Genomic DNA, 23,708 nt, shown 5'->3' with positions numbered 1-23,708 from the left:
GCGAGCTCGTACAGTCCGTAGGCGAACGGCACGGCGACCCAGAGCCAGGCGAACACCATGAGCGGCTTACGACTGCTGGTGGACACGAGGGCTCCCTTCCTGAGTCTCGTGGAAACGTGCGTGGACGGGGCGGATGCACTCGTTGGCGACGAAGCCGACGACCAGCAGGCCGATCATGATGGTCAGCGAGGTCGTGTAGAGGCTGGGGCCGCTGTGACCGGCCCGCTCCCCCGCGTCGGCGACGCGGTTGACGATCAGCGGACCCAGCACGCCGGCGGTGGACCAGGCGGTCAGCAGACGGCCGTGGATCGCTCCGACCTGGTAGGTGCCGAAGAGGTCCCTCAGATAGGCGGGCGCGGTCGCGAACCCTCCGCCGTAGAAGGAGAGGATCACCAGCGCGCAGCAGATGAAGAGCGGCTTGGAGTCGTTGCCGAGCTGGGCTATGACGACGTACATGAGTGCGCCGACGCCGAGGTACACCCGGTACATGTTCTTGCGGCCGATGAGGTCCGAGGTGGAGGACCAGAGGAGCCTGCCGCCCATGTTGGCCAGCGAGAGGAGGGCGACGAAGCCCGCCGCCGCGGAGACCGAGACCGGGGTGGAGGTGTCCGCGAAGAAGTCCTGGATCATGGGCACCGCCTTCTCCAGGATGCCGATGCCCGCGGTGACGTTCATGCACAGGACGACCCACAGGCACCAGAACTGCGGCGTGCGCAGGGCGTTGCGCGCGGACACCTGGCCGTTGGTGACGAGCCTTCGGGTCTCCTGCTTGGGCTCCCAGCCGTCGGGGAGCCAGCCCTCCGGCGGTACCCGGACGAGGAGGACGCCCAGCGCCATGAAGGCGGCGTAGACGACACCGTGCACGAGGAAGGCGGTGGCGATGCCGGAGCGGTCCGTACCGAAGCTCTCGAGCATCCCGGTGGACCAGGGCGAGGCGATGAGGGCGCCGCCGCCGAACCCCATGATGGCGATGCCCGTGGCCATGCCGGGGCGGTCGGGGAACCACTTGATGAGGGTGGAGACCGGCGAGATGTAGCCGATGCCGAGCCCGATGCCGCCGATGAAGCCGTAGCCGAGGACGACGAGCCAGTACTGGCCGGTCGCGGCACCGAGCGAGGCGACGAGGAAGCCGGAGGAGAAGCAGACCAGGGAGACGAACATCGCCCAGCGGGGGCCGTTGCGTTCGACGAGCGTGCCGCCGAAGGCCGCGGAGAGCCCGAGCATGACGATGCCCAGCTGGAACGGCAGGGCGCTCGCGGTGCCCGACAGGTCGAGCGCGGATTCGAGCGGTGGCTTGAACACGCTCCAGGCGTAGGCCTGTCCGATGGAGAGGTGCACGGCGAGCGCGGCGGGTGGTACGAGCCAGCGGCTCCACCCCGGGGGCGCGACAGTTCGGGACCTGTCGAGGAAGTTCATGATCCCGCACTCTAGGCACCAGCCATGGCCATGACTAGATCATGAACGGAAGTCCGTCGACCGTATGCAATGCGGGTCCGGGCGCGGGGCCCGGACCCGCCCGGCGGCGTCGGCCGCGCGGCAGACCGGTCAGGAGGAGAACAGCATCCGGCCGAAGCTCTTCTGACGGTGGTGGCCTCCGTAGTGACCGCCGCCCTGGTGCGGCGCGCCCCAGGCCGGTGCGGGGGCGGCGGGGTAGGCCTGCGGGGCGGGCGGGGCGGGCGGCGCCTGCTGGGCCCACTGGGACTCCAGACGGGTCAGGGACTCCAGCTCGCCGTAGTCCAGGAATATCCCCCGGCAGCCGCTGCACTGCTCGATCTGGACACCGTTGCGGTTGTACGTGTGCATCTGGGCGTGACACTTGGGGCACTGGATCATCGAATCGGCTCCTCAGTCGTGAGACGTCGCCGGATGCATGCCCGGCGGCGATCGCTTCACCCTACGACGCGTGCTCGGACACCAACTCGGGCGGGAGGGAGGCAATGCGGACACATGCATCGATCATCAGCTGTTCCACCTCATCCGGACTGCGCTCCTCCGCAGCGGACTTGGCGAGGGCGAGGGCAGCCGTCTGCACCGTGAGCGCGCGGGCCGGCACGTCCAGGTCGGGCCAGGGGTCCCCTTCGGCGCGCACCGCGGGGCCGCCTGCGGCGCGATAGGCGCCCAGGAAACGCAGCCAGACCTCCGAGGGGAGCAGTCCCGCCGCGTACCAGGCGGCAGGACGCGCGAGGTCCCACGCGGGGTCGCCCGAACCGGCGTCGTCGACGTCGATCAGCTGCCAGGGCCCGTGCGGGGCGGGATGCCGGACGAGCTGGCCGAGGTGCAGGTCCCCGTGGCAGAGGAAGCCGTCCCTGCCTTGGGGCGTCCGCTCCTCGGCGCGCGCCCAGCCGGGGAGCCCGTGCCACGCCGCGAGCACCGGCGCGGTGGCCGGGTCCCCGGGGAGGGCCGCGCGCATCCGCGCGACGGCCCTGGCGGCCTTGGCCGGTCCGCGCATCGGCGGGAGCGGGCGCGGCGGCGGGGTGCTGTGCAGCCGGGCCAGCAGGCCGGCGGCCTCCTCCCAGGGGGCGGCGTCCGGGTCGGAGGGGTCGACGGGTTCGCCGTACGGCCAGAGGCTCACCACGCGGCCTCCGTCGACGCGGGGCGGCGCGCCCAGTCCGGGGACCGGCGGGAGCAGGATGCCCGCGAGCCGGGGATCCGCGGCCAGGGACAGACGCTCGGTCAGGGCCTGGGCGTCGGCGTCGGGAGCGTGGGCCTTGGCGACGACGGGGCCACTGCGGACCACCGTGCCGTCCGGCCGGTCCGCGAGCACCTGGGGCGGGGCGCAGGGGGTGGTGAGGCGGTGGGCGGCGTCGTGCGCGAGACCGCCCAGGACGCGTACGACAGGGGTGGTGGTCATCTGCTCGGCTCCCCCGACGGTGGTCTGCCGACCTGCGGCCGGCCCCGGCGATCGTACGCGGGCGGCAGAGAAGCCGGTGGAAAGACCCCGGCGACCGACGCGGGCAGCCGTCGGCAGGCGCTGGAAAAGACCCCGGAAAGCGCGATGTCCGGCCAGCTCCCCAGCTGGCCGGACAAACGCTGCCGCCCGCCGCACCCCCGTCCCCACGGGGCTGTTGGCCGGATGTCCCGGTCCGGACCGCTCTTCCGGACCCGGGGCGCCGCTCAGCGCCCCAGCATCACGCCCACGGACGACGCCTGTGTGACCACTGCGTCCCAGCCGCCGAAGACGACCACGAGCAGGGCCGCCAGAGGAAGAACCATCGCCGTCGCCACCAGCGGGTGGCGACGACCGGACGGGCGTGCGCCGAACGAGGCGTAGGCCCTGCGTCCTTGCGTGCGGATCATCGTCCGCGTGGCGGCGTCCGCCATGGTTCCTCTCCTGACCTGTTCCGGAGCGGCGGGCGTCTGGCCTCGGGGGACGAGTTCCTCGCCCGCCGCATGACCTCAACACTAGGGAGGCGCGAGCCACCGGGCGTCATGCCCGCGTACCGAATGCCGGGCCTCCCGGAGGATGAGCCGGCGCACTTCGGTGTACTCCCCTGGGTGGAGAAATGGTGCTGGTTGCGGTACCAGCCACCTAGGGGGCCGCCGTGGATTCCCCCGTTCGGACGACGCGAGCAGGGCCGGTGCGGACACGTCGGGCACGGTGCCGCCGGCCACTCGGTGGGGTCATCGGCGCCAGGAACGGGTGCGGGAGCGGGTGGTGCAGGCGTGCGGGTGCACGGAGGTGCTGTGCGGCGGGAGTGCAGTGCGGCCGGACCCGCCCGGACGCACAGCACCCGACGCGGCGCTACTGGGAGTCGAGGCCTCCGGCGAGCGGGCGCTCGGAGGCGTCCTCCCGGGGGACCGGCTGTTCGACCAGGGCGAGCACCCTGGTCGCCATGAAGCGGGCGGTACGGACAACTGATCCACTTCGGGTGACTTCACTCACTTCCACCACACCCCGACGGACCGCTGTCTCCACCCGGCGGCCTGCCCTGGAGGCCACCACTTCGTACGTCCTGGTCGTGTCACCCGCGTCCACGACTATTTCCACACGATCGCCCTTCATTGATCCAACTCCCCCTTCGGTGACGGACCTTTGGGATCTCGCACAGGTCACGGAGTCCGGATCTCCGGCTCCTTGACCACCCCTCAATTCTCCCACCGGGGACTGACAATCGATGGGGCGGTGAGGGCGCGGCCTCTGAGCGCGCCGCGCCGCGGGTACGTAAGCTGTGCCTCGTCAGGCGGACCGGCAGCGGGGATGGGCAGACGATGGCGATGATGCGGCTCCGGCGCGAGGACCCGCGTGTCGTCGGCTCGTTCAGGCTCCACCGGCGGCTCGGCGCGGGCGGCATGGGCGTCGTCTATCTCGGATCCGACCGGCGCGGCCAGCGGGTGGCGCTCAAGGTGATCAGGCCGGACCTGGCGGAGGATCAGGAGTTCCGCTCGCGTTTCGCACGCGAGGTGTCCGCCGCACGGAGGATCCGCGGCGGCTGTACGGCGCGCCTGGTGGCCGCCGACCTGGAGGCGGACCGCCCGTGGTTCGCCACCCAGTACGTACCCGGGCCGTCCCTCCACGACAAGGTCGTGGAGGAGGGCCCGCTGGCGGCCGCCGAGGTGGCCTCGATCGGGGCGGCGCTGTCGGAGGGGCTCGTGGCGGTGCACGAGGCGGGTGTCGTCCACCGTGACCTCAAGCCGTCGAACATCCTGCTCTCCCCCAAGGGCCCCCGGATCATCGACTTCGGTATCGCCTGGGCGACCGGCGCCAGCACGCTCACCCATGTCGGGACGGCGGTCGGCTCGCCCGGCTTCCTGGCACCCGAGCAGGTGCGCGGCGCGGCCGTGACACCGGCGACCGACGTGTTCTCGCTCGGCGCCACCCTTGCGTACGCGGCCATGGCCGACTCGCCCTTCGGGCACGGCAGTTCCGAAGTGATGCTCTACCGCGTGGTCCACGAGGAACCGCACCTGTTCGACGTGCACGACGCCCTCGCCCCGCTCGTACGGGCATGTCTGGCGAAGGATCCCGAGGACCGGCCGAGCACGTTGCAGCTCTCCATGCGGCTCAAGGAGATCGCGGCCCGCGAGGCGCAGGGGCTGCAGGAGCGCCGGCCGCCCTCGCAGCGCGGCGAGCAGGAGCTGGACCGGCCGACGGGCCGGCTGGACGGTCCGTACACCGAGCAGTCCACCCGCCGTACGGCCGGAGGTGGCGCCCAGCCTTCGCGCGCCCCGGGGCGGCGGCCGGCGTCCTCGCGTCAGGCTCCTCCCCGTACCGGCGGATCGCAGCCCCGGGGGTCGCGTAACGGCACACGGCCCGGCCGGCAGCCCAACGCGCCGAAGGGCACGAACGGCACCAACGGCAGGCCCGCCTCCCGGCCGGGTGTCCGGACGACCTCTGCGGGCAACGGCACGAAGCGGCGGCCGGCGAATCCGCGGCTGCTGCGGCAGCGGCTCGTCGTCTTCGTCGTGGTGACCCTGCTGGTGGCGCTGGGTATCGCCGCCGCCCAGGGGTGCCAGGGTCCGGCCCGCGGACTGGGCGGCTCTCCGTCGCAGACGTACGACGGGGCCGTATCGCAGCCCGGGCCGACGGCGGTTCCTGAGGACTCCCCTGCCGGTCAGGCGGGGTCGGGCCGGGTCGCGTAGAAGACGACGGCGGAGGCCGCGGCAACGTTGAGCGAGTCGACTCCCGCGTCCATCGGGATCCGTACGTGGGCGTCGGCCGCGGCCAGTGCCGCGGGCGTGAGGCCGTCGCCTTCCGTGCCGAAGACGAGCGCCAGCTTCTCGTGGCGCCGTGCGACGAGTTCGTCCAGTGTGATCGACCGGTCGCTGAGGCAGAGCGCGGCCGTGGTGAAACCGGCCTCGCGCAGCAGGCCCACGTCATCGGGCCATGAGGTCAGGCGGGTCCAGGGGACGTGGAAGACCGAGCCCATCGACACCTTCACCGCCCGCCGGTAGAGCGGGTCGGCGCAGCGCGGGGTGAGAAGGACGGCGTCCACGCCGAGCGCGGCGGCGTTGCGGAAGGCGGCACCGATGTTGGCGTGGTCGACGATGTCCTCGAACACGGCGACCCGCCGTACGTCGCCCCGCTCCGGGGCGAGCAGGGTGCGGACGTCGGGGAGCGGCTCGCGCCGCATGGAGGCGAGGGCCCCCCGGTGCACGTGGTAGCCGGTGACGCGCTCGGCCAGCTCCGGTGTCACCGCGTACACCGGAGCCGTGGCCTCGTCGATCACATCCCGCATGACGTCGATCCACTTGGCGGTGAGGAGCATGGACCGCATCTCGTACCCGGCGTTCCCGGCACGCCGGATCACCTTCTCGCCCTCGGCGATGAACAGGCCCTCGGCGGGTTCTCTCCGGCGCCTGAGTCCGACGTCGGTCAGACCGGTGTAGTCGGCGAGCCGGGGGTCGTCCGGGTCATCGACGGTGATGAGTTCAGCCACGGGGATCGCTACTGCCTTGTCGGGTGGTGGGGTGCGGCGAGGGCCTGGCCGGGGCAGGCGTCCCGCAGCTCAGTCTGCGAGCGGTGCGGCTATGTGCGCGCCGACGGCGACGACATCGCCGATGACGATGACGGCCGGGGGCCGGACCTCTTCCGAGACGACTCGCTCACCGACGGTCGCGAGGGTCGCGTCCACCCTGCGCTGGGCGGCCGTGGTGCCCTCCTGGACCAGGGCCACGGGGGTGTCGGGGGACTTGCCGTGGCTGATGAGCGCCTGGGAGATGGCACCGATCTTGTCGACGGCCATCAGGAGGACCAGGGTGCCGCGCAGCTGCGCGAGGGCCTGCCAGTCGACCAGGGAGCGCGGGTCGTCGGGCGCCACATGGCCGCTGACCACGGTGAACTCGTGGGCGACCCCGCGGTGGGTGACGGGGATCCCGGCGGCGCCCGGCACAGAGATCGAGCTGGAGATTCCGGGGACGACGGTGCAGGCGATGCCCTCGGCGGCGAGTGCCTGGGCCTCCTCCATGCCGCGGCCGAAGACGAAGGGGTCGCCGCCCTTGAGACGGACCACGGACTTGCCGGCCTTGACGTGGTCGATGAGCGCCTGGTTGATCGCCTCCTGCGCCATGTAACGGCCGTAGGGGATCTTCGCGGCATCGATGACCTCGACGTGCGGAGGCAGTTCGTCGAGCAGGTCGCGCGGGCCGAGACGGTCGGCGATGACGACGTCGGCCTCGGCGAGGAGACGGCGGCCGCGGACCGTGATGAGGTCGGGGTCGCCGGGGCCTCCGCCGACCAGGGCGACCCCGGGGGCGCGGGTGCGGTGGTGGGGGGCGGCGAGCGTACCGTCACGCAGGCCCTCCACGATCGCGTCACGGACCGCGGCGGAGTGCCTGGGGTCGCGGCCCTGCGAGGTGGTGGTGAGCACCGCGACGGTGATGCCCTCGCTGCGGCCGGTGGCGGGGGTCCAGGCCGTGGCCGCCTCGGCGTCGTCGCTCCGGACGCACCAGGTGCGGGTGCGTTCGGCCTCTGCCGACGCCGCGTCGTTGGCGGCCGCGTCGGACGAGGCGACGAGGGCGTACCAGGTGTCGGTGAGGTCCCCGTCCTGGTACCTGCGGCGCTCCCAGCGGATCTCGCCCGTGTCGGCCATCGCCTCGACGGACGGCGTCGCGGACGGTGAGACGAGGGTGATGTCGGCTCCGGCCGCGATGAGGGCGGGCAGCCGGCGCTGTGCGACCTGGCCGCCGCCGACGACGACGACGCGGCGCCCGTTCAGGCGCAGTCCGACGGGGTAGGCAGGGTGATCGTCATGCTCGGCCATGGGCGGGCGGGCTCCTCGTGCAGGGTGCGGTGTGCTGCGGGCCGCTGCGGCGGTGGAGCGGCTGTGACGTGAGGTGGAGCGGTGGGGCGTGGGACCACGATACGGGGTGGCCCTGGCGGGGGGTTTCGCGGTGCGTCTGCCGTGACCGGGGGCGGGCACGGTCTCCCGCCCCCGCGGTGGGCCGGACCCGTACCGGTCCCGGTCCTGGTTCCGCTCGTCGCAGGGGCCTGGCGCCGGTCCTCGTACGTCCCGGCTCCGGTCGTCCTACGGCCCTGGTTCCCGTTCCTCGTCCGCCTGACGAGCCGGGCCCCCGGGTGCAGGCGGGTGGGGAGTACACGGGACGGGGTTCGCCCGCGCGAGACGGTGCCCGGACGGCCTGGGGGCGCGTCCGGGCACAAGGGCCGCCTACTTCTCGGTGACGCCCGCGGAGTCGAAGGTCGCCACCTCGTGCATCGCGCGGGCCGCGCTCTGCACGATGGGGAGCGCGAGCAGCGCGCCCGTGCCCTCGCCGAGCCTGAGGTCCAGATCCACCAGCGGGCGCAGACCGAGCTTGTTGAGCGCGGCGACATGGCCGGGCTCCGCGCTGCGGTGGCCCGCGATGCACGCGGCGAGCGCCTCGGGGGCAATCGCGCGGGCGACCAGCGCGGCCGCTCCGGCGCTCACACCGTCGAGGATCACCGGCGTACGGAGGGACGCTCCGCCCAGGAGGAAGCCGGCCATGGCGGCGTGCTCCAGGCCGCCGACCGCGGCCAGTACCCCGATCGGGTCGGTGGGGTCGGGCTGGTGCAGATCCAGGGCGCGGCGGACGACGTCGACCTTGCGGGCGTGCATCTCGTCGTTGATGCCGGTGCCGCGACCGGTCACCTCCGCCGGGTCCATGCCGGTGTAGACGCAGATCAGCGCGGCCGACGCGGTGGTGTTGGCGATGCCCATCTCGCCGGTGAGCAGGCCCTTGTTGCCTGCCGCCACCAGGTCGCGGGCGGTCTCGATGCCGACCTCGATCGCCGCGAGCACCTCTTCCCGCGTGAGAGCGGGGCCCGTGGTGAAGTCGGCCGTACCGGCACGGACCTTCCTCGGCAGCAGGCCGGGGGTGGCCGGGAGTTCCGTCGCGACACCGACGTCGACGACGCAGACCTCTGCACCGACCTGGGAGGCGAAGGCGTTGCAGACGGCGCCGCCCCCGAGGAAGTTGGCGACCATCTGGCCGGTCACCTCCTGCGGCCACGCGGTGACGCCCTGGGCGTGCACCCCGTGGTCACCTGCGAAGATCGCGACGGCGGCGGGCTCCGGGATCGGCGGCGGGCAGAGCCGGGAGAGCCCGGACAGCTGCGCGGAGATGATCTCCAGCATGCCGAGCGCTCCGGCGGGCTTCGTCATCCGCTTCTGGCGTTCCCACGCCTCGCCGAGCGCCTTGGCGTCCAGCGGGCGGATGTTGGCGATGGTCTCCTGGAGCAGGTTGTGCGGCTCCTCGCCCGGCAGGGCACGGCGGCCGTACGTCTCCTCGTGGACCACCCAGGACAGGGGGCGGCGCTTGGACCAGCCCGCCTGCATCAGCTCGGGCTCCTCGGGGAACTCGTCGACGTAGCCGACGCAGAGGTAGGCGACGACTTCGAGGTGCTCGGGAAGGCCCAGCGCGCGGACCATCTCGCGCTCGTCGAAGAAGCTCACCCAGCCGACGCCGAGCCCTTCGGCGCGGGCGGCGAGCCAGAGGTTCTCCACGGCGAGCGCCGAGGAGTACGGCGCCATCTGCGGCTGCGTGTGCCGGCCGAGGGTGTGCCGGCCGCCCCGGGTGGGATCGGCGGTGACGACGATGTTCACCGGTGTGTCGAGGATGGCCTCGATCTTCAGTTCCTTGAACTGCTTCGCCCGCGCCTTGGGAAGCGACTTGGCGTACGCCTCGCGCTGACGCTGCGCCAGTTCGTGCATGGAGCGGCGCGTCTCCGCGGAGCGGATGACGACGAAGTCCCAGGGCTGCGAGTGGCCGACGCTCGGCGCGGTGTGGGCGGCTTCGAGGACGCGGAGGAGGACCTCGTGCGGGATGGGGTCGCTGCGGAAGCCGTTACGGATGTCGCGGCGCTCCCGCATGACGCGCAGGACGGCCTCGCGCTCGGCGTCGTCGTAGCCGGGCGCGGGCGGAGAGACGGGGGCGGCCTCGGACGCCTCGGGTACTTCCGAGACTGCCTCGGGCGTCTCAGCAACTTCCTGCGTCTCGGGTGCCTCCAGCGCCTCCGGTGCCTCAGGCACCTCGGCGAGCGGGGCGTCCTGGGCCGTGGACGGTTCCTCGGCCACGACGGGCGACTCGGCCTGTGCCACCTCCGCGTCCTCGGGAGCCTGCGCCTGCGGGATCACCGCCTGCGGGGCCTCCGGCTGCGGAACGTCCGCTTCCGGAGCCTCGGGGACCTCTGCTTCCGGGGTTTCGATGATCTCGGGCCCGGTGGCCTGTTCCGGATCCTCGGCGAGGCCGGGAGCGGCCTGGGGCACGGCGACGGGCTCGGCCGCCGGGGCCGGCGCGGCCTCCACGGCGGGCTCGGGAACGATCTCGGGCTGCTGGACCGCCGCCGGCTCCTGCACCTGGGGAACTTCGGGTGCGGACGGTACGGGCTCGGGCTCGGCGGCCACCTCGGCCACAGGCTGCGCGACGGGGGCCGTCGGCTGCGGCGCGGTCTGCTCGGGGCCCGGCGCCGGCGCGGGGTCGGCCTGGGTGCCCGCTGCGGGCGTCGGGGCGAGGTGGGGGGAAGCCTGCACGGCCCCTTCCACCGGCTCGAACGGACCCGTCGGAGGGGCCGGGGCGACGGCGGCGTCCAGGACCGGCTCGTCGGGGATCTCGGCAGGGATCTCGACAGGAGGCTCAGCGGGTACGGAGGCCGGCCCCTGCGGCGGCAGCTGGACCAGGATCTCCTCGGGGCGCTCCTCCACCGTCTCCGCGACTGCCTCGGCGGGGGCGGTGTCCTGGGCGACCGTTTCTGCGGGCACGGGAGACGTCTCCGGCCCGACGGCCTCGACGGGCACGGCCTGAACGGCGGCCTCGACCGGTGCCACGGCCTCGACCGGTGCCACGGTCTCGGCGGGCACAGCAGTCTCGGCGGGCACAGCAGTCTCGGCAGGCGCAGCAGCCTCGGCGGGTACCGCAGCCTCGGCCACGACCCGCTCCGGGGCAGCCGCCGGCTCCGGGGCGGCGACCACCGCTTCCGGCACGGCGACCGGCTCGGGCGCGGCCACCGCCTCCGGTGCCGCCACCGGCTCCGGCTCCGGGGCGCCCCACGCGGGCGCGCTCTGCGGCGGGATCTCGCCCAGCTGCGGGCCGGGAAGCCGAGCCGCGTCGTCCGCGGGCAGGTCGAAGTACTCGGGACCCGTCGTGAGGGGTCCGGCGTGGCGGGCCGGCGTCGGGGGCTGCGGCGCCCCGGCAGGCCCTCGGTCCGCGAGCGAGCGGACCACTCCCCCGGTCGACGACCCGCCGTAGGTGGGCGCCTCGGTGGACGAAGGACCGCGGTGCAGCGGGCGGCGTGCCGGAGCGGCGGCAGCCGGGACCTGCGCCGCGTACGGCTCGGGCTGACCCACGGGTGCGGTGGGTGCGTCACTCCACGCGCCCTGGGCCGCGGGCATCAGAAGGAGGTCGTCGTCCTCGGGGGTGGGATGCTCGGAGGGCTCGAGGTAGGTGTAGGCGTCCTGGGCGGGGATGCCCGGCTGCTCCACCATGCCTGCGTTCTCCGGCAGTCCCTCGCCCGGGATCTGGCCGGTGTCAGTCATGCGTACCCCTCGCCCATCGTCAGTGCTCCTTCGCCCTTCGCCCGGGATGCCCGAACCACGGCACGCCGGTGCTCGTCAACAAGAACGAGCGGGCTCGCCGCGCGGCACGAAACGCGCGCGGAGGTATACATTCTCGCGGTCGTTCGCCACCGCGACAGACAGTTCCGCCACGGCTCGCTGTGGACTGCGCCACGTTGCGCGTCCCCCGGTTGCGCTGTACCACATCGCGGACCAAAACGGTCCACTTTTCCGGACATTGACGAACGAAAGATCGAACGCCCGGGCGCGGTACAACAATCGGTCAGCCTACCTCGCGCCTCGGCGCGGGCGGCTCAGGGGGCGAGGTCGGAACGTACGGCGGAGAGCAGGAAGACGACGGAACGTTCACGCTCCGCCCAGTCCGAGGTGTCCAGTTCGACGGACTGGAGCAGCTGGCACTCGACCGTGTAGCCGTTCTCCACGAGGGCCGCGCCCAGGGCCTCCGCCTCGTCACGGTTCGAGGCATGGGTGACGATACGTTCCGGCCGCCGGTCGGCCACCGCGGTGACGACCCGGGCGCCGCCGCCTCCGATGCGCACGACATCGGGTTCCGGCAGGCTTTCCAGGACGTGCGGCGCCGTGCCCCGGACCACCTGCACGGCCACCTGGAAGTCGCGGGCCGCGGCAGTCGTACGGGCGCAGGCGTCGGGGTCGCTGTCCACGGCCAGGACGGCCGCTCCGAAACGGGCCGCTTCCACGGCGAGCGCTCCGCTGCCGCAGCCGATGTCCCAGACCAGGTCACCGGTACGGGGTCCGAGCCGCGCCAGTTGGGCGGCTCGCAGCCCGGGCGCCTCGCCCTCGCCGCCCTCCCCCGTGCCGTCCCTGCCGGGGCCGTAGGCCGAGGCGGGCAGGGCCCAGCCCCGGACGTTCTCCGGCTGGGCGGGGCGACGGCCCGCGATCCAGGCGCCGTTGGCCGTGGTCTCGGGGCCGCCGCCGACGGCGATGACGACGTTGGGGTCACGCCAGGTGTGGTCGGCGGTCTTGTCGGAGGTGAGGACGGTGACCCGCTCGCGTACGGTGCCGAGTTCCTCGCAGATCACGAAGGTGCGGTGGATCCCTTCGAGCAGCAGGGCGAGTTCGGCGGGACCGGCTCCCGGAGAGGTGAGGACGGCCACCTTGTGGTGGGCGCGGATGACGTTGACCGCGCGGCGCAGGGTGCGTGGATGGGCGACGACGATCTGCGCGTCGTCCCAGGGCATGCCGGCCCGGGCGAACGCGGTGGCGACCGAGGAGACGGCGGGCACGACCTCGACCTCGAGGCCGTGTTCGCGGGCGCGCAGGGTGCGTACGACGCCGAAGAACCCGGGGTCGCCGTCGGCGAGGACCACGGCGCTGCCGCGGTGTCCGGCGATCCTGCGGGCGGCCAGGTCGACACTGCCGAGGCGGATGCGTTCCGCGCGCTCGGGCACCTCGGGGAGCGCGAGGTGGTGGGCAGCGCCGGCGACGAGGGTGGCGGCCGAGAGCGCGGCCGTGGCCGCTCTGGTCAGCGGCGAGCCGTCCCAGCCGATCACCGTGACCCGGTCGGCCATCGTCGTCAGTCTCCTGGGGGTGTAGCAGGCGGGGGCACTCCTCCGGGGGGCGGAGCAAGGGTGAGCGTATCCGGTCCGTACCAACGCCTTGCCGGTGGCTCCCCCGGGCAGGGCGGAGGGGTCAGTTCCAGTCGTTGTAGGTGCCGTAGCCGCCCGCGTCGGCCAGCTGCTCGGCGACGCCTTCCAGGTCCTCGGGCAGCAGGCCCCACACGATGAGGTCGGTCCTGATGTCGGTCCAGCCGCCGTCCGTGCCGTTCTCGGTCCGGGTCCGCGCTATGCGGGCGTTGCGCAGGACGCCCTCGCTGATGCAGCCGAGTTTCTGGGCGACCTGCTGGGAGGCCGTGTTGCCCGCGGGGGTGCGCAGCTCGATGCGCTCGAAGCCCTGGTCGCGGAAGAGCCACTCGGCGAGTGCCAGCACGGACTCGGTGGCGTATCCCTCACCGCGCGCCCAGGGGGCGGTGATGTAGCGGACCTCGGTGGCCAGGGTGCGCCGGTCGGTGTTCAGCAGCCGGACGGATCCGACGAGCCGCTGGGTGAGGAACTCGGTGACGGCGAAGACGATGCCGTTGCCCTGGGTGCGCTCGGCGGGGGCGATCCGGCGCACCCACCGTTCAGCGTCGACCTGGGTGTAGGGGTACGGGGCGTCGGTCCAGGCGGTGACCAGCTCGTCGTTCATCATCTCGATGTACGCGGGCACGTCCGCCATGTCGAAGGGGCGCAGCACCAACCTGTCCGTGCTGATGGAGATGGACGGGAAGGTGAGAGTCATGCGCAGCTCCATGCCGAGGACCGTGTGAAGACCCAGCATGCAGCATCGGGCCGATGATGTGCATGGCCGGGTCGCCGCACGGCGGAGCCCCGCACACCCGGTGGGGGTGTGCGGGGCTCGTGGAGCAAGTGGTGCCAGGAGGTCAGGACTTGGCGTCCTCGCCGAAGGCCGGGACGATCGAGCCCTTGTAGGTGTCCTCGATGAACTTCTTGACCTCGTCGCTGTTCAGGAGCTTCGCGAGCTTCTGGACCCGCGGGTCCTCCTCGTTGCCTTCCTTGACGGCGAGGATGTTGGCGTACGGGTTGCCCTCGGCCTTCTCCAGGACCAGGGAGTCCTTGCCCGGCTGGAGCTTGGCCTCGATCGCGTAGTTGCCGTTGATGACGGCGGCGTCGACGTCGTCCAGGGCGCGGGGCACGGTCGCGGCCTCGACCTCCTTGAACTCCAGGCCCTTCTTGTCCGTGATGTCGCTGAGCTTGGCGTTGGTGCCCACGCCGTCCTTGACGGTGATCAGGCCGTTCTCGGCGAGCAGCTGGAGCGCGCGGCCCTCGTTGGTGGTGTCGTTCGGGACGGCGACCGTCTGGCCGGCCTTGATGTCCTTGACGTCCTTGATCTTCTTGGAGTAGAGACCGAGGGGCTCGAGGTGGACGTCGACGACCGGGACGACGTGGGTGCCGTTCTTCTCGTTGAAGTCGGTCAGGTAGGGCCGGTGCTGGAAGAAGTTGGCGTCGACCTGGCCGCTCTCGGTGGCGGTGTTGGGCAGGACGTAGTCCGTGAACTCCTTGACCTCCAGCTTGAGGCCGGCCTTCTTCGCAAGGTTGTCCTTGACGAAGTTCAGGATGTCGGCGTGCGGCGTCGGGGACGCGGCGACGACGAGGGCCTTGGAGGTGTCCGCGCTCGCGCCGGACCCGCCCTTGGCGGCCGGGTCGGAGTCCGTACCGCAGGCGCTGAGCCCGAAGGCCAGGGCGGCGGTGGCGGCTGCGGCAGCGGTGATCTTGATGTTCTTACGCACGAAGAGTGCCTCTTTCCGGTGGTGATGGTGGTGCGCCCGGACAAGGAGTGCGGGCTTCAGGGGGGAGATGAGGTTCAGGAGGCGGTGCGGCCCCGGCGGGCCAGCAGCCGTACGGCGCCGTCGCCGATGAGCTGGACCACGGTCACGATGACGATGAGCAGCACGACGGTGATGAGCATGAACTGGTCGTCGAAGCGCTGGAATCCGTAGGTGATGGCCTTGGACCCGAGTCCTTCGCCGCCGACGGCGCCGGCCATCGCGGAGTAGCCGATGAGCACGATGACGGTGGTCGTCACGCCGGAGACCAGCGAGGGGAGGGCCTGCGGCAGCAGGACCTTGCGGACGATCGTGGGGATGGATCCGCCCATCGACTGCACGGCCTCGACGAGCCCGTGGTCGACCTCGCGCACCGCCGTCTCGACGAGCCGCGCGAAGAAGGGGATGGCGCCGACGGCGAGCGGCACGATCATGGCGGAGGGGCCGATGAAGGTGCCGACGACCCAGGTGGTGAAGGGGATCAGGGCGATCAGCAGGATGATGAACGGCAGCGAGCGGCCGATGTTCACGATCACGCCGATGACCTTGTTCACCACGGTGTTCTGCAGCAGTCCGCCCTTGTCCGTGAGGACGAGCAGGATGCCGAGCGGGAGTCCGCCGATGACGGTGACGAGGGTGGACCAGAGCACCATGTAGAGGGTGTCGACGGTTCCCTGCGTGAGCAGTGGCTGCATTTCGGACCAGGTCACTTCGCCACCTCCTTGGTGAGCGGTGCGGGGGTCTGTGCGGGGATGTCCGCGGTGGCGGGGCCGCCGTTGACGACCTCGGCCTGGAGGCCCTGCTCGCGCAGAAAGCCGATCGGTACGACGTTCTCCTCGAAGCGGCCGGGCAGCTCGATGCGCATCCGGCCGATCTGCTTGCCCGCGACGGTGTCCATCGCCGCGCCCAGGATCGAGATGTCGATGTTGTACGTACGGGAGAGCTGCGAGATCACCGGGCGGGCGGCCGCCTCGCCGTGGAAGGTGACGTCGACGACGGTGCGGTCGGGGGCGGAGGGGGAGCCACCGACGGGGAACAGCGTGTGGGCCAGCTCGGAACCGGGGGTGGCGAGCAGTTCGCCGACCGTGCCCGATTCGACGATGCGGCCCTTCCTCATCAGCGCGGCGGAATCGCAGACCGTCTTGACGACGTCCATCTCGTGCGTGATGAGCAGGACGGTGAGGCCGAGTTCCTGGTTGAGGTCGCGCAGCAGCTGGAGGATGGAACGGGTCGTCTCCGGGTCGAGCGCGGAGGTCGCCTCGTCGGAGAGGAGCACCTTCGGGTCGCCCGCGAGGGCGCGGGCGATGCCGACGCGCTGCTTCTGGCCTCCGGAGAGCTGGCCCGGGTAGGCCTTCGCCTTGTCGGCGAGGCCGACGAGGTCGAGGAGTTCCAGCGCCTTGCGGGTGCGGGCCTGTCCGGAGATCCCGAGGATCTCTAGGGGCAGCTCGACGTTGTCCCGGACGGTGCGTGAGTCCAGCAGGTTGAAGTGCTGGAAGACCATGCCGATGCGGCTGCGCGCCTGGCGCAGTTCCTTGCCCGCGCGCCGGCCGCGGCCCGCGAGAGCGGTGAGGTCCTGACCGGCGACCGTCACGGTGCCCGACGTGGGGCGTTCGAGGAGGTTGACGCAGCGGATGAGGGAGGACTTGCCGGCGCCGCTCTGTCCGATGACGCCGTAGACCTCGCCTTCGCGGACGTGCAGGTCCACGCCGTCCAGGGCGGTGACCTCACGGCCGCGTGACTGGTAGACCTTCGTGAGGCCCGAAGTGGTGATCACAGGGTTTCCGTCACTGTCGAGTGCACGGCGCGGTGTCCGCCGGGCACGGGGCATTCATCTGATGAGACTTTTCTCAGTGGTCGACCGGTGGGAGTCTCGGCGTGTGCGGACCGGCGGACGGCCGGGGGCGGCACAGGCCAGGGCAGGCTCGATCCGCTGGATGCGGACGGCACGGGCTCGGTCTCGCTTCGGGGCGCGAGGCTCAGGCGGGGGCCCTCAGAAGGCGCGCATTCGACACATACAACGAGCACCGGGCGTCGTGATCGCCTCGGTCGCAGGGCTGCGGTAGCTCGTCGTGGTCATGGCCCAAGTAAAACAGACGTAACGTTCCGCCGAGCCTGGCTGTCCGGATAGCGGACAGCGCGGGGTGCTCGCACCACCCCCCAAGATTCCCGTCATCCCCACGTCGACCTGCGAAAACGTGGATCCCTACCGACCTGTCCACCGAGCGCGGGGCGATCTTGCCGTGGGCACCCTGTGGCAAAGGCCACCATTCCGGGAGCCGGCTCCCGCGCCTCCCTCCGCCCCTCCGGCCCCCGTCACGCGACCGGGCCCGCACGCGGCTGCCGCCGCCGCCCGTAATACCCTCACTGCATGCTTGACGCCCTGACGGTCGCGGTCGCCGTGACCGCGCTCGCCCTCGCCGCCTGGTGCGGACACGCCGCCTACCGGGACCAGCCCACGAAGGACTGGCACTTCATCGGGATGGCGGTCGTCTCCGTCCTCGCGCTGGCGCAGCTGCTCGTCGGGATCGTGCAGCTCGCGCGGGGCGAACGGCCTGATCAGGGCATGACGATCTTCATCGCCTATCTGATCGGTGCCTTCGCGGCCGTGCCGGCGGCGGCGTTCCTGTCACTGTCGGAACGGACCCGCTGGGGTTCGGTGACGGTGGCGGCCGGGGCGGTTGTGCTCGCCGTCCTCGAAGTGCGGCTCTACGACATCTGGGGAAACTGACCATGAGCGACACCGAACGCACGAAGGCCCCGGAAGACGCCCGGCCCGCCGGGCAGGTGCGGCAGTTCGAGCTCGGCAGCGGGCCGGGCCGGGTACTGGTCTGGTTCTACGGCGTGTTCACGGTGGCCGCCGCGTCCCGCTCGGTCGTCGAGATGATCCTGGACTTCGAGAAGGCCCCGCTCGCCTACATGCTCTCGGCGCTCGCCGCCGTCGTGTACGGCTTCATCACGTACTCCCTGGTGCGTGGTGGCGAGAAGGCGCGCAGGGCGGCGCTGATGTGCTGCGCCGCCGAGCTCGCGGGCGTACTGGTCGTCGGCACCTGGACGCTGGTGGAGCCTTCCGCCTTCCCGGACAGCACGGTGTGGTCGGGATTCGGCATGGGCTACCTGCTCATCCCGGTGATCCTTCCGGTCACCGGGATGATCTGGCTGCGCCGCGCGCGGACCCCGTGACGCGCAGCCTCACAGGGGCCGTTCAGGCACTGGCCACATAGGCCGGTGCGGTGGCGTCCTTCTCCAGCAGGACCAGCCGGACGCCGTCCCCTCCGGTGGCGTTGCCCACCCGCGCGTAGCCGGCCTTGCGGTACAGCCGCAGATTGCCCTCGCTGCGCTCACCGGTGTGCAGCCGGAAGCGGGTCGCCGAACGCCCGTCGGCCAGGCCCGATTCGGCGGCGCGCAGCAGCCTGCCGCCGAGGCCGTGGTTGCGGAGCCTGGGGTGGACGCAGAGCTTGCCGATCCGGCCGACGCCGTCCTCGTCGGTGAAGCCGCGTACGGAACCGACGACTTCGTCGCCGAGCCGGGCCACGAACACCAGATCGGTGGCGACTTCGTCCCGGACGGAGTCGAGTGTCTGGACGAGTGGGTCTATCCGGTAGTTGCCGTAGAGCTCCGCCTCGCTCTGGAAGCAGAGGTACTGGAGTCTGAAGATCTGCTCGACGTCCTGTGCTGTCGCCGCCGAGATGGTCACGCTCATGCCCATGTGTGCATGCCTCCCGCTCACCTGGTCCGCCGGTTGTCTACCGCTCCTTTCCCCGCAGTTCAGGAGCTACAACCTCCGCCGCGAGCATTCTGCGCAGACATCCAAGGCATCGGGAACGCATAGGACCCAAACTGCCCTGTGACATACCCAACTCCCCTGCGATTTCCCGGTACGTCGGATCGTGGGGCGCCAGCATCGCCTCCAGTAAGCGCGGGCACCTGCCGGGCAGCCGGTTCACCGCGGTGCGCAGCGCCCGGCGTTCGGCGGCTCCGAGGGCGAGGCGTTCGGGACAGCCGGCCCAGTCGCCCGGGGACTCGCCTCTCGCGTAGGAGCTTTCCCGCCGGGCCCTGCGGCGGGCGGCGCGGACCTCGGCCCGCACCGCGGCGCGGACCCGGCGGGCCGGGTCCGCCGGAAGGCCGGGACCGGTCGGGCGCTCCAGCAGCCGCACCCATACCGCCTGTTCCAGGTCGGCGGCTTCCACGCCCGCGGCATGCGCCTCGGCTCCGGCCTCGGCCCGCACGAGTGCGTGCAGGGCGCGCACGAGGGCCCGCCCGCCGTCCTCCGCCCTGCCGGCCAGGACGCTCGGAGCATGATCAAGAAGAGTCATGCCCCGTCAACGCTTCCCGCGCGCGGCCGGTTGCCGCGTACGGGGAGCTCCACCCGACCGGGGCATCCCGGCCGGGTGGCTGACGCCTGCCGGACGGGCCCGGGAACCGTCCGGCAGGGCTCACCGGGTGACCGACGCCTGCCGAGCGGTCCCGGGGCGGCCCGGAACCGCACCCGGCGGCACCGCGGGCTCTCAGGCCTTGGTGAAGTCGGCCGCCGCGAGCAGCGCGGTGTCCGGGTTGTCGGAGAAGATCCCGTCGATGCCCGCGTCGAAGTAGGCCCGCAGGGCGCCGAACGCGTCGCCGTACGCGTTCGGGTCGGTGCCGCGCCGGAAGTCGGCGGGCAGGAAGGCGTTCTCGTTGCGCAGTGTGTAGGGGTGCAGGACGAGGTCCCGCGCGTGCGCGTCCGCGACCAGCGTGGTGGGGGTGGTCAGCCGCCCCGCCGCGTCCTTGGGTATGACCAGGTCCAGCGTCGGGCCGATGCCCTGGGCGAAGGAGGCGATCCACTTCAGCCCCGCGGGCTTCACCAGGTCCGCGACCGTGCGCGGGTCGCCCGCCTCCACGAAGTCCCAGGGCCGCTCCTTCGGTCCGGACAGCAGGACCACACGAGGGGTGGACACGAGCTTCGACAGCCGCTGCATGGAGCTCGGCTCGAAGGACTGGAGGATGAGCGGGGAGTTCGCGCGGTGGCGGCCGTGGCGGCGCAGCAGCCGGGCGAGCGGCTCCTCCAGGCCCAGCCCGAGGCCCCTGAAGTAGGAGGGGTGCTTGGTCTCGACGTAGAGCCAGACGGGCTCGCCCCGCTTGCGGCCCTCCTCGTCGGCCCAGCGCAGGACCTCCTCGAAGGTGGGGATCTGCCAGCGGCCGTCGTACAGGGTGTTCTCCTGGCGGGTGCCGGGGATGCGCTCCTCGGCCCGCAGGGTCTTCAGCTCGGCGAGGGTGAAGTCCTCGGTGAACCAGCCGGTGAGCGACACGCCGTCGACCTTCTTGGTCGTCCGGCGGCTCGCGAACTCGGGGTGGTCGGCGACGTCCGTGGTCCCGGTGATGTCGTTCTCGTGGCGGCAGACGAGGTGGCCGTCCTTGGTCGGCACGAGGTCCTGCTCCACGATGTGCGCGCCCATGTCCAGGGCCAGCTGGTAGGAGCCGAGGGTGTGCTCCGGCCGGTAGCCGCTGGCTCCCCGGTGGCCGATGACGGTGGGCACGGGCAGGTCCCGGTAGGAGCCGTGCCTGCCGCTCCGCGCACCGGACCCACTGCTCGCGGCGGCGTTCGCGGTGCCGGGCACTCCGAGGGCGGCCGTCCCGAGGACCGCGGCCCCCAGGAGTGTCCGCCGACCGGGTGCAGTCTGCGCGCGCTCTGTCATGAATGCTCCTCGCATGTGATGTCCCGCACCTTCGGGGCAGGCTTGATCGTAGGCAGCTACGCCATCGGCGGGGCGGCCTGTGGACGAACATGGCGGAAACACACGTCAACACTGCGTATCGGCTCGGTGAACCCGATGTGCGCGGAGGCGGTACCCGCGAGTATCGTCCTCACCTGCACAGACCCTCACGAATTCCCGCCCCGGCCGCCCGGCCACGAAACCGGAGGACGCGTTGTCCCGACTCACGGTCATCAAGGCAGTGCTCGGACCGATCCTGCGGCTGCTCTTCCGGCCCAGCGTGGAGGGCGTGGAGAACATCCCGGGGACGGGTCCGGTCATTCTCGCGGGGAATCACCTGACCTTCATCGACTCGATGATCATGCCGATCTGCTGCGACCGGCCGGTGTTCTACATCGGCAAGGACGAGTACGTGACCGGCAAGGGCGTCAAGGGACGGCTGATGGCCTGGTTCTTCACGGGCTGCGGGATGATTCCGGTGGACCGCGACGGCGGGCGCGGCGGTGTCGCGGCGCTGATGACGGGCCGCCGGGTCCTGGAGGAGGGCAAGGCCTTCGCGATCTACCCCGAGGGCACCCGCTCCCCCGACGGCCGTCTCTACCGGGGCCGCACAGGGATCGCGCGGCTGACCCTGATGACGGGCGCGCCGGTGGTGCCGTTCGCGATGATCGGCACGGACAAGCTGCAGCCGGGCGGCGCCGGCCTGCCCCGCCCGGGCAAGGTCACGGTCCGTTTCGGCGAGCCGATGGAGTTCTCCCGCTACGAGGGCATGGACCGCGACCGCTACGTGCTGCGGGCGGTGACGGACTCGGTGATGGCCGAGGTCATGCGGCTGTCCGGCCAGGAGTACGTCGACATGTACGCCACGAAGGCCAAGGCCGCCTGAGCCGTACGAGTGTTCTTCGAGTGGCCCGGCGCGATCACGCGCCGGGCCACTCGTGCGTCCGGGCCCGCCGCTTCCGCCCTCCCGGGGGCAGGCCGGCGCTGCCTCACGCGTGCTCCCGGGCGGTTCACTCGTCGGGGATGATGCCGTCCTCCAGCCGCTGGCCGCGCAGCATGAACCACGCGGCCACGGCGGTCGCGAGGAGGACCACGGCCCCGACCGCCGCCGACACCCGCAGCCCGTTGACGAAGGCCTCCTGGGCCGCGACGACGAGTTCGCTCCCCTGGTGCGCCGGCAGGTGTTCCGCCGTCTCCACGGCACCGCCCAGCGACTCGTGGGCCGCGGCCTCGGCTGCGGCGGGGATGCCCTCGGGTGTTCCGAAGCCCCGGTAGACCCCCGTGACGATGGATCCGAGCAGCGCGATGCCGAGGGCGGCGCCGAGTTCGTACGCCGTCTCGGACACCGCCGACGCCGAGCCCGCCTGCTCCTTCGGGACGCTGGAGAGGATGACGTCGGAGGTCACGGTGAAGGCGAAGCCGGCGCCGACGCCCACCACGAGGAGCAGGACCCCGATCAGGGGATAGCCGGTCTCCTTGTGGATCAGTGTGACCACCGCCAGCGACACGCCGATGGCCCCCAGCCCCACGGCGACCACGGAACGCACCGAGTAGCGGCGTGCGACCCTCCCGGCCAGCAGCCCGGCCGTCACCGCGCCGACGGCCGCGGGCAGTTCGGCGAGCCCCGCCTCGAGTGGTCCCCTGCCTTGGACCAGCTGGAGGAACTGGGAGAGGAAGAAGACGATCCCGGACAGGCCGAGGATGGTCAGGAGGTCGGCGAGGACCGCTCCGGAGAAACCGCGGTGGTGGAAGAGCCGCATGTCCAGCAGAGGGGCCGGCAGCTTCAGCTGGCGGCGTACGAACCAGGTGAGCGCTCCCGCACCGCCGACGGCCGCCACGCCGGTCCCCCAGCTCACCCCGTGGGCCGCGGCCTCCTTGATCGCGTACACGATGCCGATCATTCCGACCAGGGAGAGCCCCACGCTGAGCAGGTCCCAGGGGCCCGGCGCCGGGTTCTTCGACTCGGGGATCATCTTGATGCCCACGGCGACGAGGACCGCCATCACGGGCAGGTTGATCAGGAAGACCGACCCCCACCAGAAGTGCTCCAGCAGGAGGCCTCCCACGACCGGGCCGACGGCGGCGCCCGCCGCGGCCATCGCGCCCCAGATGCCGACGGCGAGACTGCGTTCCCGCGGGTCGTGGAAGAGGTTGCGGATCAGGGCGAGCGTGGACGGCATCAGCGTGGCGCCCGCGACACCGAGCAGGGCCCTGGCCACGATCATCATCTCGGGGCTCGTCGCGTAGGCGTTGAGCACGGAGACCGCCCCGAAGGCCGTGGCACCGGTCAGCAGCAGTTTCTTACGGCCGATGCGGTCGCCGAGGCTGCCCATGGAGACCAGGAGTCCGGCGATGACGAAGGAGTAGACGTCGCCGATCCACAGCAGTTGGGTGCCGGTCGGTTCGAGGTCCTCGCTGAGGAACGGCGTGGCCAGGCCCAGGACGGTGGCGTCCACGGCGACCAGCAGCACGGCCAGGACGAGCACGGTGAGGGCGATCCACCGGCCCGGATGGTGGGGATCGCCCGTGACGCCCGCGTGCTGAGAGGTGCTGCTCATTTCTCCACGCTCCGGCGTGCGCCGCCCAGCAGCAACTCGACGACCATGTAGGGGAAGTCCTGGGCGGCGACCCGCCCCGTCTGCACCGACCACGCGCAGCTGCTGATCAGGCCGTACAGTGCCTCGGTCAGCCATGCCGGGGTCAGGTCGATCCGGAACTCGCCGCGCTCCTGTCCGCGTCGGAAGAAGGCGGAGACTCGGGCGTCGAGGCGGTTCCAGCCCTCGTTGACGTCGTCGCCCTCGAAGAGCTGGTTCTCCGTGACGAGGAAGGACAGCAGTCCCGCGCTGGGCTCGACGGCCGTGATCAGGCGTCGCAGAGCGTCCTCGGCGCTGCCCTCGTCGAGCCCGGCGGCCTCCAGGGCGGCTTCGAACTCCCGGATCCCGAGATCTTCCAGCGCTCCCACGAGGGCGTCCCGGCCGGCGAAGTGCCGGTGCAGGGTGGCGCGGCCGATCCCGGCGGCCCTGGCGACCTCGTCCATGGTCGCGGTCGATCTGCGGGTCAGCAGCGCGGCGGCGCTCCGCAGCACCTGCTCACGATCAAGAGTCATGAGACGACACTAGACCATATGAGACATGAACGTCCCACTGGACCGGCCCGCGCGTAACGCCTCGGAGCTTGGAGGATCAGGAGGCA

At 71.9% G+C, this 23,708-nt stretch carries 22 protein-coding genes; 4 read left to right on the top strand and 18 right to left on the bottom strand.

Annotated features, from left to right (window positions below; all coding sequences use genetic code 11):
* Positions 1 to 66 precede the first annotated feature (66 nt).
* The 5 genes from ACFYQ6_RS25665 to ACFYQ6_RS25645 form a co-directional block, all read right to left on the bottom strand.
* Entirely contained in the window at positions 67 to 1,416 is a 1,350-nt protein-coding gene (locus ACFYQ6_RS25665; RefSeq protein WP_388765108.1) for an OFA family MFS transporter, read from the bottom strand.
* A gap of 129 nt (positions 1,417 to 1,545) precedes the next feature.
* Positions 1,546 to 1,833 carry a zf-TFIIB domain-containing protein gene (locus ACFYQ6_RS25660; protein ID WP_361574357.1) on the bottom strand — a complete coding sequence of 96 codons (288 nt, stop codon included), beginning with the start codon at positions 1,831 to 1,833 and terminating at the stop codon, positions 1,546 to 1,548.
* Positions 1,834 to 1,894: 61 nt separating this feature from the next.
* Entirely contained in the window at positions 1,895 to 2,851 is a 957-nt protein-coding gene (locus tag ACFYQ6_RS25655; RefSeq protein ID WP_388765106.1) for an aminoglycoside phosphotransferase family protein, read from the bottom strand.
* Positions 2,852 to 3,114: 263 nt separating this feature from the next.
* On the bottom strand, positions 3,115 to 3,321 hold the full coding sequence (locus ACFYQ6_RS25650) for a hypothetical protein (RefSeq protein ID WP_356739924.1): 207 nt from the start codon (positions 3,319 to 3,321) through the stop codon (positions 3,115 to 3,117).
* A 421-nt stretch (positions 3,322 to 3,742) separates the two neighbouring features.
* Positions 3,743 to 4,003, bottom strand: coding sequence for a hypothetical protein (locus tag ACFYQ6_RS25645; protein WP_361574361.1), 261 nt, complete (start codon positions 4,001 to 4,003; stop codon positions 3,743 to 3,745).
* 206 nt (positions 4,004 to 4,209) lie between these two features.
* On the opposite strand from ACFYQ6_RS25645, the gene ACFYQ6_RS25640 reads away from it, so the two are divergent.
* The gene (locus ACFYQ6_RS25640; protein WP_361574363.1) at positions 4,210 to 5,580 is read left to right on the top strand and encodes a serine/threonine-protein kinase; all 1,371 of its coding nucleotides are present in this window, start codon (positions 4,210 to 4,212) and stop codon (positions 5,578 to 5,580) included.
* Here ACFYQ6_RS25640 and ACFYQ6_RS25635 read toward each other — a convergent pair.
* From ACFYQ6_RS25635 to ACFYQ6_RS25600, 8 genes are all read right to left on the bottom strand, one after another.
* Positions 5,553 to 6,377, bottom strand: coding sequence for a TrmH family RNA methyltransferase (locus tag ACFYQ6_RS25635; protein WP_388765103.1), 825 nt, complete (start codon positions 6,375 to 6,377; stop codon positions 5,553 to 5,555). The two genes, ACFYQ6_RS25640 and ACFYQ6_RS25635, sit on opposite strands and share 28 nt — an antisense overlap.
* A 69-nt stretch (positions 6,378 to 6,446) precedes the next feature.
* Positions 6,447 to 7,700, bottom strand: coding sequence for a uroporphyrinogen-III C-methyltransferase (gene cobA, locus ACFYQ6_RS25630; RefSeq protein WP_361574367.1), 1,254 nt, complete (start codon positions 7,698 to 7,700; stop codon positions 6,447 to 6,449).
* A 405-nt stretch (positions 7,701 to 8,105) separates the two neighbouring features.
* Complete coding sequence (gene cobT / locus ACFYQ6_RS25625; protein WP_388765100.1) at positions 8,106 to 11,447, bottom strand: nicotinate-nucleotide--dimethylbenzimidazole phosphoribosyltransferase; 3,342 nt, start codon at positions 11,445 to 11,447, stop codon at positions 8,106 to 8,108.
* A gap of 332 nt (positions 11,448 to 11,779) precedes the next feature.
* Positions 11,780 to 13,015, bottom strand: a complete 1,236-nt coding sequence (gene cbiE / locus ACFYQ6_RS25620; protein ID WP_361574371.1) for a precorrin-6y C5,15-methyltransferase (decarboxylating) subunit CbiE — start codon at positions 13,013 to 13,015, stop codon at positions 11,780 to 11,782.
* Between the two features lie 121 nt (positions 13,016 to 13,136).
* Positions 13,137 to 13,784: a GNAT family N-acetyltransferase gene (locus ACFYQ6_RS25615; protein WP_356739938.1), complete on the bottom strand. Its 648-nt coding sequence runs from the start codon at positions 13,782 to 13,784 to the stop codon at positions 13,137 to 13,139.
* A 142-nt stretch (positions 13,785 to 13,926) separates the two neighbouring features.
* Positions 13,927 to 14,793, bottom strand: coding sequence for a MetQ/NlpA family ABC transporter substrate-binding protein (locus ACFYQ6_RS25610; protein WP_361574374.1), 867 nt, complete (start codon positions 14,791 to 14,793; stop codon positions 13,927 to 13,929).
* 74 nt (positions 14,794 to 14,867) lie between these two features.
* Positions 14,868 to 15,539 (bottom strand): methionine ABC transporter permease, encoded by a 672-nt coding sequence (locus ACFYQ6_RS25605; protein ID WP_356739942.1) that lies wholly within the window; start codon positions 15,537 to 15,539, stop codon positions 14,868 to 14,870.
* Positions 15,536 to 16,603 carry an ATP-binding cassette domain-containing protein gene (locus ACFYQ6_RS25600; RefSeq protein WP_356739944.1) on the bottom strand — a complete coding sequence of 356 codons (1,068 nt, stop codon included), beginning with the start codon at positions 16,601 to 16,603 and terminating at the stop codon, positions 15,536 to 15,538. The genes ACFYQ6_RS25605 and ACFYQ6_RS25600 overlap by 4 nt, the downstream gene beginning before the upstream one ends.
* Before the next feature lie 594 nt (positions 16,604 to 17,197).
* On the opposite strand from ACFYQ6_RS25600, the gene ACFYQ6_RS25595 reads away from it, so the two are divergent.
* Together ACFYQ6_RS25595 and ACFYQ6_RS25590 are read left to right on the top strand one after the other, a co-directional pair.
* The gene (locus ACFYQ6_RS25595; protein WP_361574379.1) at positions 17,198 to 17,557 is read left to right on the top strand and encodes a hypothetical protein; all 360 of its coding nucleotides are present in this window, start codon (positions 17,198 to 17,200) and stop codon (positions 17,555 to 17,557) included.
* Between the two features lie 2 nt (positions 17,558 to 17,559).
* Positions 17,560 to 18,009 (top strand): hypothetical protein, encoded by a 450-nt coding sequence (locus tag ACFYQ6_RS25590; RefSeq protein WP_388765096.1) that lies wholly within the window; start codon positions 17,560 to 17,562, stop codon positions 18,007 to 18,009.
* Between the two features lie 22 nt (positions 18,010 to 18,031).
* Here the strand turns inward: ACFYQ6_RS25590 and ACFYQ6_RS25585 are convergent, their stop codons facing one another.
* The 3 genes from ACFYQ6_RS25585 to ACFYQ6_RS25575 form a co-directional block, all read right to left on the bottom strand.
* A complete protein-coding gene (locus ACFYQ6_RS25585; RefSeq protein ID WP_361574382.1) occupies positions 18,032 to 18,535 on the bottom strand; it encodes a GNAT family N-acetyltransferase in 504 nt (167 codons plus the stop codon).
* Between the two features lie 37 nt (positions 18,536 to 18,572).
* A complete protein-coding gene (locus ACFYQ6_RS25580) occupies positions 18,573 to 19,142 on the bottom strand; it encodes a sigma-70 family RNA polymerase sigma factor (protein ID WP_361574384.1) in 570 nt (189 codons plus the stop codon).
* Positions 19,143 to 19,334: 192 nt separating this feature from the next.
* Positions 19,335 to 20,498, bottom strand: a complete 1,164-nt coding sequence (locus ACFYQ6_RS25575) for a glycerophosphodiester phosphodiesterase (protein ID WP_361574386.1) — start codon at positions 20,496 to 20,498, stop codon at positions 19,335 to 19,337.
* A gap of 232 nt (positions 20,499 to 20,730) precedes the next feature.
* Here ACFYQ6_RS25575 and ACFYQ6_RS25570 point away from each other — a divergent pair, with 232 nt between their 5' ends.
* A complete protein-coding gene (locus ACFYQ6_RS25570; protein ID WP_361574388.1) occupies positions 20,731 to 21,402 on the top strand; it encodes a lysophospholipid acyltransferase family protein in 672 nt (223 codons plus the stop codon).
* Between the two features lie 124 nt (positions 21,403 to 21,526).
* Here ACFYQ6_RS25570 and ACFYQ6_RS25565 read toward each other — a convergent pair whose 3' ends face one another.
* Positions 21,527 to 23,074: an MFS transporter gene (locus ACFYQ6_RS25565; RefSeq protein WP_388765093.1), complete on the bottom strand. Its 1,548-nt coding sequence runs from the start codon at positions 23,072 to 23,074 to the stop codon at positions 21,527 to 21,529.
* Entirely contained in the window at positions 23,071 to 23,622 is a 552-nt protein-coding gene (locus ACFYQ6_RS25560) for a TetR/AcrR family transcriptional regulator (protein ID WP_361574392.1), read from the bottom strand. The genes ACFYQ6_RS25565 and ACFYQ6_RS25560 overlap by 4 nt, the downstream gene beginning before the upstream one ends.
* Between the last annotated feature and the right edge of the window lie 86 nt (positions 23,623 to 23,708).

Origin of the sequence: Streptomyces sp. NPDC005494 (genome assembly GCF_042872025.1) — a bacterium.
Taxonomy (GTDB): domain Bacteria; phylum Actinomycetota; class Actinomycetes; order Streptomycetales; family Streptomycetaceae; genus Streptomyces.
Note: the sequence above shows the minus strand (reverse complement) of the source record. Positions and strands in the feature narration are given on the sequence as shown.